The organism is Mycolicibacterium anyangense, assembly GCF_010731855.1.
Lineage (GTDB): Bacteria > Actinomycetota > Actinomycetes > Mycobacteriales > Mycobacteriaceae > Mycobacterium > Mycobacterium anyangense.
The window spans coordinates 2,134,219-2,150,239 of record NZ_AP022620.1 but is presented as its reverse complement, the minus strand read 5'-3'; the positions used below and the strand labels follow the sequence as shown (position 1 = coordinate 2,150,239).

12 protein-coding genes are annotated in these 16,021 nt (G+C 68.3%); 11 read left to right on the top strand and 1 reads right to left on the bottom strand.

The genetic code is table 11. The annotated features are described in order from the left end of the window. Positions 1–7 precede the first annotated feature (7 nt). From mobA to G6N35_RS10160, 3 genes are all read left to right on the top strand, one after another. Positions 8–586 (top strand): molybdenum cofactor guanylyltransferase, encoded by a 579-nt coding sequence (mobA, locus tag G6N35_RS10170; RefSeq protein WP_163804144.1) that lies wholly within the window; start codon positions 8–10, stop codon positions 584–586. Positions 587–1,564: 978 nt separating this feature from the next. After that, the gene (locus tag G6N35_RS10165; protein ID WP_163804143.1) at positions 1,565–1,906 is read left to right on the top strand and encodes a transglycosylase family protein; all 342 of its coding nucleotides are present in this window, start codon (positions 1,565–1,567) and stop codon (positions 1,904–1,906) included. Positions 1,907–2,091: 185 nt separating this feature from the next. Continuing rightward, positions 2,092–2,583 carry a transglycosylase family protein gene (locus G6N35_RS10160; protein WP_163804142.1) on the top strand — a complete coding sequence of 164 codons (492 nt, stop codon included), beginning with the start codon at positions 2,092–2,094 and terminating at the stop codon, positions 2,581–2,583. 38 nt (positions 2,584–2,621) lie between these two features. Here the strand turns inward: G6N35_RS10160 and G6N35_RS10155 are convergent, their stop codons facing one another. Next, positions 2,622–3,788 carry an FAD-dependent oxidoreductase gene (locus G6N35_RS10155; RefSeq protein WP_163804141.1) on the bottom strand — a complete coding sequence of 389 codons (1,167 nt, stop codon included), beginning with the start codon at positions 3,786–3,788 and terminating at the stop codon, positions 2,622–2,624. A 38-nt stretch (positions 3,789–3,826) separates the two neighbouring features. Between G6N35_RS10155 and G6N35_RS10150 the strand changes: the two genes are divergently transcribed. From G6N35_RS10150 to G6N35_RS10115, 8 genes are all read left to right on the top strand, one after another. Then, the gene (locus G6N35_RS10150) at positions 3,827–5,818 is read left to right on the top strand and encodes a S9 family peptidase (RefSeq protein WP_163804140.1); all 1,992 of its coding nucleotides are present in this window, start codon (positions 3,827–3,829) and stop codon (positions 5,816–5,818) included. A gap of 24 nt (positions 5,819–5,842) precedes the next feature. Continuing rightward, a complete protein-coding gene (locus tag G6N35_RS10145; RefSeq protein WP_163804139.1) occupies positions 5,843–7,099 on the top strand; it encodes a saccharopine dehydrogenase family protein in 1,257 nt (418 codons plus the stop codon). A 93-nt stretch (positions 7,100–7,192) separates the two neighbouring features. Beyond that, complete coding sequence (locus G6N35_RS10140) at positions 7,193–7,795, top strand: DUF937 domain-containing protein (RefSeq protein WP_163804138.1); 603 nt, start codon at positions 7,193–7,195, stop codon at positions 7,793–7,795. A gap of 48 nt (positions 7,796–7,843) precedes the next feature. Beyond that, positions 7,844–10,495, top strand: a complete 2,652-nt coding sequence (locus G6N35_RS10135; RefSeq protein WP_163804137.1) for a valine--tRNA ligase — start codon at positions 7,844–7,846, stop codon at positions 10,493–10,495. Continuing rightward, a complete protein-coding gene (gene folC, locus G6N35_RS10130) occupies positions 10,495–11,898 on the top strand; it encodes a bifunctional tetrahydrofolate synthase/dihydrofolate synthase (RefSeq protein ID WP_163804136.1) in 1,404 nt (467 codons plus the stop codon). Before G6N35_RS10135 ends, folC begins: the two co-directional genes overlap by 1 nt. Next, on the top strand, positions 11,895–12,296 hold the full coding sequence (locus tag G6N35_RS10125; RefSeq protein ID WP_163804135.1) for a DUF4233 domain-containing protein: 402 nt from the start codon (positions 11,895–11,897) through the stop codon (positions 12,294–12,296). The genes folC and G6N35_RS10125 overlap by 4 nt, the downstream gene beginning before the upstream one ends. A gap of 70 nt (positions 12,297–12,366) precedes the next feature. Further along, entirely contained in the window at positions 12,367–12,777 is a 411-nt protein-coding gene (gene ndk, locus G6N35_RS10120) for a nucleoside-diphosphate kinase (RefSeq protein ID WP_163804134.1), read from the top strand. A gap of 298 nt (positions 12,778–13,075) precedes the next feature. Then, positions 13,076–15,958, top strand: a complete 2,883-nt coding sequence (locus G6N35_RS10115; protein ID WP_163804133.1) for a ribonuclease E — start codon at positions 13,076–13,078, stop codon at positions 15,956–15,958. Positions 15,959–16,021: the final 63 nt, after the last annotated feature.

Sequence of the window (16,021 nt, the reverse complement as noted above, 5' to 3'; positions counted from 1 at the left end):
ACACGCCGTGGGTGCCTCCGCTCCGCTGGCCGCAGTAGTGCTGGCCGGGGGAGCGTCGCGCCGAATGGGGCGTGACAAGGCCACCCTCGCGCATCCGAGTGCTCCGACCACTATGGTGGAGCACACCGTCGCCGTGTTGAGCCCGCGCTGCGCCCCGGTGTTCGTGATCGCCGCACCCGGGCAGGCGCTGCCCAACATGAACGCCAACGTGCTGCGCGACGAGGTCCGTGGGGTTGGACCACTGTTGGCCACCGGTCGCGGCCTGCGGGCCGCGGCGGCCGCCGGCCTCGACCGGGCATTCGTGACCGCGGTCGACATGCCCAATCTGTCGGTCGAGGTCATCGACGCGTTGGTCGATGACGACGGTGTTGACATCGTCCTGCCGTGGGACGGCCGTGACCACTACCTGGCCGGGATCTACCGCACCGGACTGGCCGACCATATCGATTCGTTGGTGGCTGCGGGGGAACGCAGCATGCGGGCGTTGGCCGAGACGGTGGTGACCCAGCGAGTGGTGGTGCCGTTCGAGCATCAGCTGGCAAACATCAATTCGCCCGCTGACTTGGCTCAGCAACCCTCGAAATAAGCCGAAAAAGCGGCGGCGATATCGCGCCGATAACAAATCGGTATCGCGATGATGACCGTGACCTGTCGTGTGAGTGAACGTCCAGCGTGAAACCTATTGTGCCGCTGGGCTTTCGGAACAACACCGCTGGTATGCGGGACGTATCGGTGATGGCGAGCGGATCACCTTGCGGCGCCCGAACCGCTACCGGCGGTCGGTGCCGGCTCGCGGTCCCGGCGGAATTGCGCCGCGTCGGGCACGGAGGCCCACGGGAGTGCGCGCCCAACGCTCCGGATCTGGGCGACCGAGAAAGCCTATGGTCAAGCGCCTTCCGGGGTGGTATGTCCGCGCACGCCCCTTCCGGAAGGCTGGCCGGATCAGCGCGGAAGTGTTCGTCGAAACCTCTGTAATATGTTGCCAGACAACGCAATACGACTCGCAAATGATGGCCGCTCGAACTGAGCTGAGCAGCTAACATCAAGCAAGCCGATACCGTCGGTATCGGCTTGCTGTGGCGATGCGACGCGGCGAAGGCCATGTTTATCGCCGCATTTCGGCTCAGCGTTATTGAAAACAGCGTGACCGCAGTCACAAAATCTGTGTGACATCCATCACTAAATTTGCGACCGCGTCATTTTCTGGGCTGGCCCGGAATCACCCCACTGACCTGCGTCGACTGCTCTCAGGTTCGCGTTGTGATCGTCCTGTTATCAAAACGAGATTGGCGTGTCGTGATGTGACTTCGTTCCGAAGCCTCCGTACGGTCCTTCCCGTTCCCTAAAGGGAGCAAACAACTCCACAGAAACAAACCCTGCGTGTGTGTGGGGCTGGGGAGGCCAAGGCCTCCTATGGATCGCCGGTGACGAACCCCGGCGGGACCGGTCGGCCACCACTGTCGTGCCCGACCGAGACGGCGCGACCCGAGGACACCCTCCTGGAATTCCAGGTGCCCGCCCCCGTGGGGGGCGACTCCCCGGCGGACGCGTGGCGAAAGGATAGATGTTGAACCACCTCCGCACGACGCTTGCACGGTCCTTCGGTATGGCCGCCATCGGCGGCGCCATGGTCGTCGCCCCGATGGCCATGGGTACCGGCACCGCTTCCGCCGACAGCGGCGTGAACTGGGATGCGGTCGCGGCCTGCGAGTCCGGCGGGAACTGGGCGATCAACACCGGAAACGGCTACTACGGCGGCCTGCAGTTCACCTTGGGCACCTGGCGTGCCAATGGTGGCAGCGGTTCGCCGCACATGGCATCGCGCGAGGAGCAGATCCGCGTGGCCGAGAACGTGCTGCGGACGCAGGGCATCGGCGCGTGGCCGGTGTGCGGTCGTCGCGGCTGATCGAGCGGGTTTTCCACGAGGGTGGCACCGGACGGTGAGTCCGGGGCCACCCTCGTCCCATGGGGAACTCTCTTATCAAAAATCTCAGAAAATTCAATTGACACGCCAGTAACACCCGGCGCTTTGGTTGCGATTCATCTCACAACAGCGCAGACGTTGCGCCCCTTGGTCGGGAAGGGCACACAGTGAGCACCATTCGCAGGATCGTCACTCTGGCAGTCATCTCCGGAGCACTGGCTCTGGCCGGGTTCGTTCTGAGCATCGGCAATGCGTCGGCGGACAGCGGCGTCAACTGGGACGCGGTGGCACAGTGCGAGTCGGGCGGCAACTGGGCGGCCAACACCGGTAACGGCTTCTATGGCGGTCTGCAGTTCAAGCCGGCCACCTGGGCCGCCAACGGTGGCGTCGGCGCTCCCGACCAGGCCTCTCGCGAGGAGCAGATTCGGGTCGCCGAGAACATCGTGAGCAAGCAGGGCATCGGCGCCTGGCCGACCTGCGGTGCTGCCGCGGCCACCCCCGGCTTCGCCGTCCCGGTCTCCAACGGCTCTGGTGCCCCGGCTCAGGATCCGTGCGCGAACGTTCTGAGCGGCCCGTTCAAGTCGATCGACTTCAACAAGATGTGCCAGGCCATCCACGACCCGGGCAAGGCCATCGCCAACGCTCTCGGCCTGCGCTGACACCGACCTCGACGCCGATATCAACGACGCCCAGCCGGTTATGCCGGCTGGGCGTCGTTGCGGGTGGGGAGCCGAAATGCCGACCGTGCGGCGATCGTGGCCAGGTGCCGGGTGATGACGGCCTCCGGCATGAGGACCGTGGCCCGGCTCAACGCGCCGCTCACCGCCGCCGGCCGCAGGTTGACGATCCGGCCGATCATCCGGGACTCGCGCACCACAGCACTGACCCGTCCGCGCCGGAAGGCGGCGTAGGAGGCAAACGCGCTCGGCAGGTCCTGGCACCAGTCCACGAAGGCGCCCAGGACGGCGGCGTCCTCGATCGCCTGGCAGCCGCCCTGGCCCAGGTGCGGGCGCATCGGGTGTGCGGCGTCACCGACCAGGACGACGGATCCCGACGCCCAGGTCTTCGCGGTCGCGCGGTCGTAGAGGTCGTTGCGCAACACCTCGGCCGGGTCGGTGGCGGCGAGCATGGCCGGAATCGGCCCGGCCCACCCCGCCAGCTTGGCCCGCAGATATGCCAGCTCACCGCCAGGCATCGAGCTGCCCTCGGTCACCCGCTCGGTGGCGAACCAGTACGTGCGGTCAGCGCCCATCGGGACGTGACCGACCTCAGTGCCTGACCCCATCGTCTCGCCGGCCAGGGCGGGATCCAGCGCCATCGACGCCACCCCACGCCAGGCCGTGTAACCGGCGTAACGATGCGGCAGCGGGCCGTTGAGGTGGCGCGCGACCACCGAACCCGTGCCGTCGGCGCCGACGACGGCGTCGACAACGCGGTCCGTCGAATCGGAGAGGTCGAGCCGAACCCCGGCCGAGGTGATGGTCAGTCCCCGCACCGCCGCGCCCGCGACCACGGTGCCGGGCGTCAGCGCGCCGGTCAGTACGTCGCGCAGCGCGGCGCGCTGCAACACGACGAGCGGTTCGCCGAGTGCGGTCACGATGCGCTCCCCGGACGGCCGCCGCAGCCAGCGGCCATCGCGCCAGCGGATCGCGCCGGCTGTCACGCGGCCACCGGCGGCGCGCACCTGATCACCGACGCCGAGGACGTCGAGCGCAGCCAGGGCGTTGGGCCAAATGCTGATGCCGGCTCCCGAACTGGTGTCGGTCCGCTCTTCGAGCACAGTGACGCAATGTCCCTGCTGCCGTAACGCGATGGCGGTGGCCAGTCCGGCGATACCCGCACCGACGACGGCGATGTCGCCCATGGCACCGACCCTAGCGCCGGCTGTGCTACGAACAGGTCATGACCCCAGGCCCGTTCGGTGACTTCAGCGATCTCGATGCCTACCTGGCACTGCCCCGAGTGTCCGGGTTGGCGGTGTCACCCGACGGATCTCGGGTCGTGACCACCGTGGCCGAACTGGACGCGAAGAAGACCGCGTATGTCAGCGCGCTGTGGGAGCTGGACCCCGCCGGGGTGAATCCGGCGCGACGGCTGACCCGCGGGGCCAAGGGGGAGTCGGCGCCGGCGTTCACCGCCAGCAACGACCTGCTGTTCACCGCGGTCCGGCCCACCGAGGACGAGGACAAGCCGCCCGCCGCGCTCTGGCGGCTCGCGGCAGCGGGCGGAGAGGCCGTCCGCGTCGCCGAACTGCCCGGCGGTATCGGTGCGGCGCTGGCGGCATCCGAGGCGGCGGTGGTGGTGGCGGCCGGGCCGTTGTTACCCGCCGCGTCCTCCATCGACGACGACCGCCGGCTGCGGACTCTGCGCAAGGACAACAAGGTCACCGCGATCCTGCACAGCGGGTATCCGGTGCGGCACTGGGACTCCGATCTCGGCCCGGACCAGACACATCTGTTCGTGGTCGGCGAGGATGGGGCGCTGACCGATGTGACGGTGCAGCCGGGGGCCGCGCTGGGCGGCGAAGCACAGTTCGTCGTCAGCGCCGACGGCAGTTTCGCGGTCGCCACGTGGCGGGTGCCGGCGCCGCGCGCGGCGCTGCGATCGGTGTTGGTGCGCATCGACTTACGCACCGGCGAACGCGTCGTGATCGCCGACGATCCCGACGCAGACCTGGAGAATCCTGCGATATCGCCAGACGGCACGGCGCTGGCTTTTACCCGCGAATCGCTGTCCACCCCGCTGCAGGCGCCGCGAATCACGTTGTGCCACATGGCGTTGGGATCGTCCGCCTGGGTACAACTCGCTCCGGACTGGGATCGCTGGCCCGCATCGGTGACCTGGAAGCGCGACGGCTCGGCTCTGCTGGTGACCGCCGACGACCACGGCCGGTGCCCGATCGTCGAGATCGGCCTTGACGGGTCGGTGAGCCGGCTCACCGACGATGACTTCAGCTACACCAACGTGATCTGCGCACCGGGCGGGGTGGTGTACGCCCTGCGCAGCTCGTATGCCGCCCCGCCGCACCCGGTGCGCATCGACGGGACGAGGGTGACGGTGCTGCCGTGCGTGGCGCTGCCGGAGCTACCAGGGGAGCTGACCGAGCTGACGGCCACGGCCGCCGACGGCACCGCGGTGCGGTCCTGGCTGGTGTTGCCGGACTCATCCAACTCTGCGCCACTTCTGCTGTGGATCCACGGCGGACCACTCAACAGCTGGAACGTGTGGTCCTGGCGGTGGAACCCGTGGCTGATGGCGGCGCACGGATATGCGGTGTTGTTGCCCGACCCGGCGTTGTCCACCGGTTACGGGCAGGACTTCATCCAGCGCGGCTGGGGTGCATGGGGTGGCGCACCCTATGAGGACCTGATGGCCGCCGTCGACGCTGCGTGCGCCGACCCTCGCATCGATGCCGCGCGCACCGCGGCGATGGGCGGATCATTCGGCGGGTACATGGCCAACTGGGTGGCCGGTCACACCGACCGGTTCCGGGCCATCGTCACCCACGCCAGCCTCTGGGCCCTCGACCAGTTCGGCCCCACCACCGATGGCGCCTACTACTGGGCCCGGGAGATGACACCGGCCATGGCACAGGCGAATTCACCGCACCGCTTCGTCGACCGCATCAACACGCCGATGCTGGTGATCCACGGCGACAAGGACTATCGCGTGCCCATCGGCGAAGCGCTGCGGCTGTGGTACGAGCTACTCACCGCATCGCGGCTGCCGGCCGCAGCCGACGGCACCTCACCGCACCGGTTCCTCTACTTTCCGAGCGAGAACCACTGGGTGCTCTCACCTCAGCACGCCAAGCTCTGGTACCAGGTCGTCACCGCATTCCTGGCCGAGCACGTTCTCGGCCAGAGCCGCACGTTGCCCGAAACCCTGGGGTAGCCGGGTCCCGGTAAGTTGGCGGACATGACCGCAGAGCAGCGTGAATTCGACATCGTTCTGTACGGGGCCACCGGCTTCGTCGGCAAGCTCACCGCCGAGTACCTGGCCAAGGCCGGCGGGGAGGCCCGGATCGCCCTGGCCGGCCGGTCACCCGAGCGTCTGCTGGCCATCCGGGAGAGCCTCGGTGAATCGGCGCAGTCCTGGCCGATCCTGACCGCCGACGCGTCCTCGCCGTCCTCGCTGAACGACATGGCCGCCCGTACCCGCGTCGTGGTGACCACCGTCGGCCCCTACAGCCGGTACGGCCTGCCCCTGGTTGCCGCCTGTGCGGCTGCCGGCACCGACTACGCCGACCTCACCGGCGAGGCGATGTTCGTGCGGCAGAGCATCGACGACTATCACAAGGAAGCCGTCGATACCGGTGCCCGCATCGTGCACGCTTGTGGATTCGATTCCATCCCTTCCGATATGAGCGTGTTCGCGTTGTACCGGCGGGCTCAGCAGGACGGCACGGGTGAGCTCGGCGACACCAACTTCGTGCTGCGCGGCTTCTCCGGTGGGGTATCCGGGGGCACCGTCGCGTCGATGATCGAGGTGTTCCGGGCCTCGTCCAACGACCCCAATACCCGGCGTCTCTTCGAGGATCCCTACACCCTGAGCCAGGATCGGGCCGCCGAGCCCGAACTGGGTCCGCAGCCCGACCTGCCGTGGCGGCGGGGGCGCGACATCGCGCCGGAGCTGGCGGGCACCTGGACCACCGGCTTCGTCATGGCCCTCTACAACACCCGAATTGTGCGGCGCAGCAACGCATTACTCGACTACGCCTATGGCACCAGATTCCGCTACGCGGAGAACATGAGCGTCGGCTCGTCCATCCTGGCCCCGGCGATCTCGGCAGTGGCCACCGCCGCGAACAACGGTGTGGTGGCGCTGGGCAGCCGGTTCTTCCGGCTGCTGCCGCGCCGGGTGGTCGAGCGGGTGGCGCCCAAGCCGGGTACCGGTCCCAGCGCGCAGGCCCGTGAGAAGGGCTTCTACCGCGCCGAGACCTACACCACCACCACGGGCGGCGCCCGCTACGTCGCGACCATCGCCCAGCAGGGCGACCCGGGTTACCAGGCGACCTCGGTGATGCTCGGGGAGTGCGCTTTGGCGCTGGCGTTCGACCGCGAGAAGCTCTCGGATCTGCGCGGGGTGCTCACGCCGGCGGCGGCGATGGGCGACGCGCTGCTGGCCCGCTTCCCGTCGGCCGGGATCACTTTGGAGACCGCGCGACTCACATGATTTTCCTGTGAGCGGAACAGGTGACCGGACTCCTCGGCTCGACTAATGTCGGCTCCGATTACCGCAAACAATCGTCTCGAAGGTGGAAGTGCAATGGCCGGTCTCGAAGACCTCTACAACCAGATCCCGGTGGCGGACATCGCCAGCAAGCTCGGTGCAGACCAGGGCGAGGTGAGCCAGGCGATCCAGACGCTGGTGCCCACGTTGCTCGGCAGCATCCAGCACAATGTCGTGTCCAACGACATCGATTCCAGCAAGCTCGAGTCGACCATCGCCGAGACGGCCCACAGCGATCTCCTCGACGGCGGCGTGAACGTTGACCAGGTCGACACCGGCCAGGGTGAGGCGATCGTCTCGCGCATCTTCGGCGGCAACGACACCAACCAGGTCGCCTCGGCACTGGCCGGCGGCGGCGCCGGCGGCAACGATCTGATCAAGAAGCTGCTGCCGATCCTGGCCCCGATCGTCATCGCCTACATCGGCAAGCAGTTCTCCGGCGGCCAGACCGCCTCCACTCAGGCGGCCTCTTCCGGCGGCGGTCTCGGTGATCTGCTCGGCGGCATCCTCGGTGGCGCGACCGGTGGCGGGGGCGGCGGCAACAACGCTCTGGGCAGCATTCTGGGCAGCGTCCTCGGCGGTCAGCAGGGTGGCGCGATCGGCAACATCCTGGGTGGCCTGCTGGGCGGAAAGCGGTAGATCCGCACCGCCCGTCACGCTGCTGGCACCCGTTCCTAGAATTGACGGGTGACTACCACTCCTGACTCTCGTGCCGAGGCCCTGCCCAAGTCGTGGGAGCCGGGAGCGGTAGAGCAGCAGATCTATCAGCGCTGGGTGGATGCCGGCTACTTCACCGCCGACGCCACCAGCGCCAAGCCCCCGTATTCGATCGTGCTGCCGCCGCCGAACGTGACCGGCAGCCTGCACATGGGTCACGCGCTCGATCACACGCTGATGGACGCGTTGACCCGTCGCAAGCGGATGCAGGGCTTCGAGGTGCTGTGGTTGCCCGGCATGGATCACGCCGGCATCGCCACCCAGACGCTGGTGGAAAAGCAGATCGCCGCCGACGGCAAGACCAAAGAGGACTTTGGCCGCGAGCTGTTCGTGCAGAAGGTCTGGGACTGGAAGCACGAATCCGGCGGCACCATCGGCGGGCAGATGCGCCGCCTGGGTGACGGGGTCGACTGGAGCCGCGACCGCTTCACCATGGACGAGGGCCTGTCGCGGGCGGTGCGCACCATCTTCAAGCGGCTCTACGACGCCGGGCTGATCTATCAGGCTGAGCGCTTGGTCAACTGGTCGCCGGTGTTGCAGACCGCCATCTCCGACCTCGAGGTCAAGTACTCCGACGTCGAGGGGGAGTTGGTCTCGTTCCGGTACGGCTCCATGGACGATGCCGAGCCGCACATCGTGGTGGCCACCACCCGCATCGAGACAATGCTCGGCGATACCGCTATCGCCGTGCATCCCGACGACGACCGCTACCGGCACCTGGTCGGCACGACGCTGCCCCATCCGTTCCTGGATCGCGACATCGTGATCGTCGCCGACGGGCATGTCGACCCGGAGTTCGGCACCGGTGCGGTGAAGGTGACCCCGGCCCACGATCCGAACGACTTCGAGATCGGCCTTCGGCACAACCTCCCGATGCCTTCGATCATGGACACCAAGGGCCGGATCGCCGACACCGGAACACCATTCGACGGCATGGACCGCTTCGAGGCGCGCGTCAAGGTCCGTGAGGCGCTGGCCGCCGAGGGGCGCATCGTCGCCGAGAAACGGCCCTACCTGCACAGCGTGGGGCACTCCGAGCGCAGCGGTGAGCCCATCGAGCCGCGACTGAGCCTGCAGTGGTGGGTGAAGGTCTCCTCGATGGCCAAGGCCGCCGGTGATGCGGTGCGCGGTGGCGACATCGTCATCCACCCCAAGAGCCTGGAGCCCCGCTGGTTCGCCTGGGTCGACGACATGCACGACTGGTGCATCTCGCGTCAGCTGTGGTGGGGCCACCGCATCCCGATCTGGCACGGCCCGGATGGCCAGACGGTGTGCGTCGGCCCGGACGAGACCCCGCCGGAGGGCTGGGAGCAGGATCCTGACGTCCTGGACACCTGGTTCTCCTCGGCGCTGTGGCCGTTCTCCACGATGGGCTGGCCGGACCGCACCCCGGACCTGGAAAAGTTCTATCCGACAAGCGTTCTGGTGACCGGTTACGACATCCTGTTCTTCTGGGTGGCCCGGATGGTGATGTTCGGTACCTTCGTCTCCGGTGACGACACCATCACCAACGACGGTGCTCGCGGTCCGCAGGTGCCGTTCGAGAATGTCTTCCTGCACGGCCTGATCCGTGACGAGCACGGCCGCAAGATGAGCAAGTCCCGCGGCAACGGCATCGACCCGCTGGACTGGGTCGAACTGTTCGGCGCGGATGCGTTGCGATTCACCCTGGCCCGCGGTGCCAGCCCCGGCGGCGACCTCTCGATCGGCGAGGACCATGCTCGGGCGTCGCGCAACTTCGCCACCAAGCTGTTCAACGCCACCCGGTTCGCGTTGATGAACGGCGCCGCCCCGGCGCCGCTGCCCGCCGCCGCAGACCTCACCGACGCCGACCGCTGGATACTCGGCCGGCTGGAACAGGTTCGCGCCGAAGTCGATTCGGCCTTCGACGGTTACGAGTTCAGCCGGGCCTGTGAGGCGCTCTACCACTTCGCCTGGGACGAGTTCTGTGACTGGTACCTCGAGTTGGCCAAAGTCCAGATCGCCGAAGGGGTTTCGCATACCACCGCGGTGCTGGCGGCGGTGCTCGACGCGTTGCTCAAACTGCTGCACCCGGTGATGCCGTTCGTCACCGAGACGCTGTGGAAAGCGCTGACTGGTGAGGAATCGCTGGTGATCGCCGACTGGCCGCAGCCGTCCGGTCTTGCGTCGGATCCTGCTGCGGCACAGCGTATCGCCGACGTACAGAAGCTGGTGACCGAGGTGCGCCGGTTCCGGAGCGACCAGGGTCTGGCGGACCGTCAGAAGGTACCCGCCCGCCTGTCGGGTATCGAGGCCGCCGGCCTGGACGCCCACGTGGCGCCGGTGACGGCACTGGCCTGGCTGACCAGCCCGGCCGGCGAGTTCAACCCGACCGCTCACGTCGAGGTGCGGCTCGCCGGCGGCACCGTCAACGTCGAGCTCGACACCTCCGGCACCGTAGACGTCGCCGCCGAGCGTCGTCGCCTGGAAAAGGATCTGGCCGCCGCGCAGAAGGAATTGGCAGGCACCACAGCCAAGCTCGACAACGAGGCATTCCTGGCCAAGGCACCCGACGACGTCGTGGCCAAGATCCGCGGCCGCCAGCAGCTGGCTCGCGAGGAAGTCGACCGGATCACCGCGCGCCTGGCCGCGCTGGCGTGATGAGCGAGCCCACGCCCGACGAGATCGCCGCGCTGCTGCAGGTCGAGCATTTGCTCGACCAGCGCTGGCCGGAGACCAAACTCGAACCGTCGACGGCCCGGATCTCGGCGCTGATGGAGCTGCTCGGCTCCCCGCAACGCAGCTATCCGTGCATTCATGTCGCGGGCACGAACGGCAAGACCTCGGTGGTGCGCATGATCGATGCGCTGCTCACGGCGTTCCACCAGCGCACCGGGCGTACCACCAGCCCGCACCTGCAGTCGGCCGTCGAACGCATCGCCATCGACAACGAACCGATCACCCCAGCCCGCTATGTCGAGGTCTACCGGGAGATCGAGCCGTTCGTCCAGATGATCGATGCCCAGTCCGAGGCGGCCGGCGGCCCGGCGATGAGCAAGTTCGAGGTCCTCACCGCGATGGCCTTCGCCGCGTTCGCCGACGCCCCCGTCGACATCGCCGTCGTCGAAGTCGGGATGGGCGGGCGATGGGACGCCACCAACATCGTCGACGCCCCTGTCGCGGTGATCACCCCGATCGGCCTGGACCACACCGAGTACCTGGGGGAGACCCTCGCCGAGATTGCCGCCGAGAAAGCCGGGATCATCAGCGCGCCACGCGGAGAAGTGGTGCAGACCGACACCGTAGCGGTGATCGGGCGTCAGGATCCGGCCGCCATGGAGGTGCTCCTGGCCGAGGTGGTCCGCGCCGATGCCGCTGTGGCGCGCGAAGATTCGGAGTTCGCCGTGCTGAGCCGCCAGGTCGCCATCGGCGGTCAGGTCATCGAGCTGCAGGGCCTGGGTGGGGTGTACCCGGACATCTTCCTGCCGCTGCACGGTGAGCATCAGGCGCATAACGCCGCAGTCGCGCTGGCCGCTGTGGAGGCGTTCTTCGGCGCCGGTGCGCAGCGCCAGCTCGACGTCGATGCGGTGCGGGCGGGGTTCGCCAACGCGGCGAGCCCCGGCCGGCTGGAACGGATGCGCAGCGCGCCGACGGTGTTCATCGACGCCGCGCACAATCCGGCTGGTGCTGCTGTGCTCGCCGATGCGCTCGGCAGCGAGTTCGATTTCCGGTTCCTCGTTGGAGTGCTGAGCGTGATGGGGGACAAGGACGTCACCGGCATCCTGACCGCACTCGAACCGGCCCTGGATCAGGTGGTCGTCACCCACAACGGATCGCCGCGGGCGCTGGAGGTCGATGCGCTGGCTGTGCGGGCCGAGGAGATCTTCGGACCCGAGCGGGTATCGCGCGCCGAGACGCTGCCCGACGCGATCGAGATGGCCACCGCGCTGGTGGAGGAGTCCGCCGCCGACGGTGACGGATTCTCCGGCGCCGGGATCGTCATCACCGGTTCGGTGGTGACCGCCGGGGCGGCACGCACGCTGTTCGGGAAGGACCCGCAATGACCGACGACACGCCCGGGACGCCCGCGGCTCCAGACCCCTGGAAGAGCTTTCGCGGGGTGATGGCCGGCACGCTGATCCTGGAGGCGATCGTCGTCCTGCTCGCCCTGCCCGTGGTGGGTTCGGTCGGCGGCGGCCTGACCGTGTGGTCCACCGCATACCTGGTCGGCTTCACGGTGTTCCTCATCTTGTTGGCCGGTGTGCAGGGCAGGCCCTGGGCGATCTGGATGAACCTCGGCGTGCAATTGATCCTGGTCGCGGGGTTCTTCGTCTACCCCGCGATCGGGTTCATCGGGCTGCTGTTCCTGGTGGTCTGGGGCGTGATCGCCTACCTGCGCGCCGAGGTGCTGCGCAGGCAGCGCCGTGGCCTGCTGCCCGGCCAGCAGCAACCCCCGCGCTGACGGGTACGCTGTCGGCCGTGACCGCGCCGGTGACGATGCAGAGCGAAGCGATGAGGAGGAGCGGCGCTAGATGACTGAGCGGACTCTTGTGCTGATCAAGCCCGACGGTGTGCAACGACGGGTGGTCGGCGAGATCATCACCCGCATCGAGCGCAAGGGCTTGACCCTGGCTGCTCTCGAGCTCAAGCAGGTCAGCGACGAGCTGGCCCGCGCGCATTACGCCGAACACGAGGGCAAGCCGTTCTTCGGCTCCCTGCTGGAATTCATCACCTCCGGTCCGGTGGTGGCCGCAGTCCTGGAGGGCCCGCGCGCCGTCGCGGCGTTCCGCCAGCTCGCCGGCGGCACCGACCCGGTGGAGAAGGCCACGCCGGGCACGATCCGGGGCGATTTCGGCCTGGAAACTCAGTTCAATCTGGTGCACGGCTCGGACTCCCCGGAGTCTGCAGAGCGCGAGATCGCGCTCTGGTTCCCCGCCAACTGACGACCCGGGCGCGGCCCATGCCGTGCCACTGCGTCAGAACTGCCCCCGCGGTGTGGGATACTGATGACGGATGTGCCCACAAACACATCCGAATGAAGACTTAGACGAGCGCGACCACCGCAAACAGCGGTGCGGCGCCGACCGTCCACAGCCGTCATTCAGCCAGGCACCGAGCGCGTTCGCTACGAGCCGTTCGGAGCGAGACCAATGACAAGCCCGGGGGAAGTAACCCGGGCGCATAGCGGAAGCCCTCGCGTGGCCGCGTCGCAGGACGCGCCCGGGGGCTCGAGGAGACTACGTGGCCGACGATGACACCTATCAGGACCAGCCCGAAACCCCGAGCGAGCCGTCGAACGGGTCGCCGTGGGAATCACCCACCGCAGCTGCCCCTGCTGGTGAGGAGCTGCCGGACCGCCTGAGGGTGCACTCCCTCGCGCGGGTGCTCGGCACCACCAGCCGGCGCGTACTCGACGCGCTGAGTGAGCTCGATGGCCGCACGCGCAGTGCGCACTCGACCGTCGACCGCACGGACGCGGTGCGGGTGCGTGACGTCCTGGCCCAGGAGCCCGCTGCCGCCGCCGAAGCGCCGGCACCAGAAACCCCCGCCGCCGAAGCACCCGCACCTGTCGAAGCGCCGGCTGCTGTCGAGGAAGCCCCGGCCGTCGAGATTGACGAGACTGCCGAGGTCCTGCCCGCTGACGAGCCCGATTCGCGGCTGATCCTGGAGACCACCACCGTCGAGCAGTCGGTCTACATGCCGTTGTTCGTCGCCCCGCAGCCGGTGGCGGCGCGAGTCGCCGACCGTGACGACGAGGCCGACGACGACGAGGACGACGACGAGGAGTCCGGCGCCGACACCGACGAGGACCAGGCCGAACGGCCGGCCAGCCGGCGTCGTCGGCGCGGACGCCGGGGCCGCGGCCGAGGTCGCGGTGAGCAGGGCGAGGCCGCCGAGGACGGCGAACAGCCCGCCGACGAGGACAGCGCCGAAAGCTCTGAGGACGACGAGACCGAGGAGAACGCCGGCGACGAGGATGCGGGGACCGGCGAGGCGGCCACCCGTCGTCGTCGCCGCCGCAGACGCCGCAAGACCGGCACCGGTGGCGAGGACGGCGAGGCCGCGTCTGAGGACGATCCGCCGAACACCGTCGTGCACGAGCGCGCCCCGCGGGCCAAAGCCGAACGCGATCCTGACGCCATCCAGGGCATCAGTGGCTCCACTCGGCTGGAAGCCAAGCGGCAGCGCCGCCGCGACGGCCGCGACGCCGGCCGGCGCCGGCCGCCCATCCTGACCGAGGCCGAGTTCCTGGCCCGTCGGGAAGCCGTCGACCGCACCATGATCGTGCGCGACAAGGTCCGCACCGAACCGCCGCACGAGGGCGCCCGCTACACCCAGATCGCGGTGCTCGAGGACGGTGTGGTCGTCGAACATTTCGTCACCTCGGCGGCCTCGGCCTCCCTGGTTGGCAACATCTACCTGGGCATCGTGCAGAACGTGCTGCCCTCGATGGAGGCCGCCTTCGTCGACATCGGCCGCGGCCGCAACGGCGTGCTCTACGCCGGTGAGGTCAACTGGGAGGCCGCGGGTCTCGGTGGTGCGCAGCGCAAGATCGAGCAGGCCCTCAAGCCCGGCGACTACGTCGTCGTTCAGGTCAGCAAGGACCCGGTGGGGCACAAGGGCGCCCGGCTCACCACGCAGGTCTCGCTGGCCGGCCGCTACCTGGTCTACGTGCCGGGTGCCTCGTCGACCGGGATCAGCCGCAAGCTTCCCGACACCGAACGCCAGCGGCTCAAGGAGATCCTGCGCGAGGTCGTTCCGGCTGACGCGGGAGTGATCATCCGCACCGCGTCGGAAGGGGTGAAAGAAGAGGACATCCGCGGCGACGTCGAGCGCCTGCAGGAACGCTGGAACGCCATCGCCGCCGAGGCCGACCGGGTCAAGGGCAACAAGGCCGGCGCCGCCGTCGCGCTCTACGAGGAGCCCGATGTCCTGGTCAAGGTGATCCGCGACCTGTTCAACGAGGACTTCTCCGGGCTTGTCGTCTCCGGCGACAACGCCTGGGACACCATCAATGAGTACGTCAATTCCGTTGCGCCCGAACTGCTTCCGAAGTTGACGAAGTACGATCCGCCGGGCGGTGCGACCGCACCGGACGTGTTCGCGGTGCACCGCATCGACGAGCAGCTGGCCAAGGCGATGGACCGCAAGGTGTGGCTGCCCTCGGGCGGCACCCTGGTCATCGATCGCACCGAGGCGATGACGGTGGTCGACGTCAACACCGGCAAGTTCACCGGTGCCGGGGGCAACCTCGAGCAGACGGTGACCAAGAACAACCTCGAGGCGGCCGAGGAGATCGTGCGCCAGCTGCGGCTGCGCGATATCGGCGGCATCGTGGTGATCGACTTCATCGACATGGTGCTGGAGTCCAACCGGGATCTGGTGCTGCGCCGGCTCACCGAGGCGCTGGCCCGCGACCGCACCCGGCATCAGGTCTCCGAGGTCACCTCGCTGGGACTGGTGCAGCTGACCCGCAAGAAGTTGGGCACCGGGTTGGTCGAGGCGTTCTCCACCACCTGCAGCCACTGCAATGGACGCGGCATCATGCTGCACGCCGACCCGGTGGACACCACCCAGGCCGTCGCCCGCAAGAGCGAGTCGGCCAACCGCCGCAGCAAGCGTGCGAAGAAGGGTCGTGCCGAGGAGCCGGCTGCGGTGTCGCGGGTTCCGGTGCATGCAGCCGGCGAGCACCCGATGTTCAAGGCGATGGCCGCGGCCAACGGCAAGCCCGAGGACGAGGACTCCGAGGAGGAGTTGGCCGACGAACTCGAGCGCGAAGAGATCGCCGAGGTCGAGGCTGACGTCGAGGAGCAGGTGGCCGAGGACGCCGTCGAAGAGGACCTAGACGACGAGGACTTCGAGGAGTCCGACGAGTCCGAGGACGACGACGAGGTCGATGAGATCGACGTCGACCTCGACGAGGACGACGAGGACCTCGATGAGGACACCCTGGACGTTGACGAGGATTCCGAGGACGACTCGGAGGACGACGACCTGGTGGCCGGCGACGACTTCGACGACGATGACGTCGACGAACCCGTCGTCGCGCCGGCGCCGGTGGCCGTGACGGGGCGGACGCGTCGTCGCGCAGCGGCCCGGCCGGCCGGGCCACCCGCCTCGTGAGGCGAGGCGGTTTGACCCTCCCGGTGCTGGTCACGTAACCTTGAGCAGTTGTCGCCAGGCGTC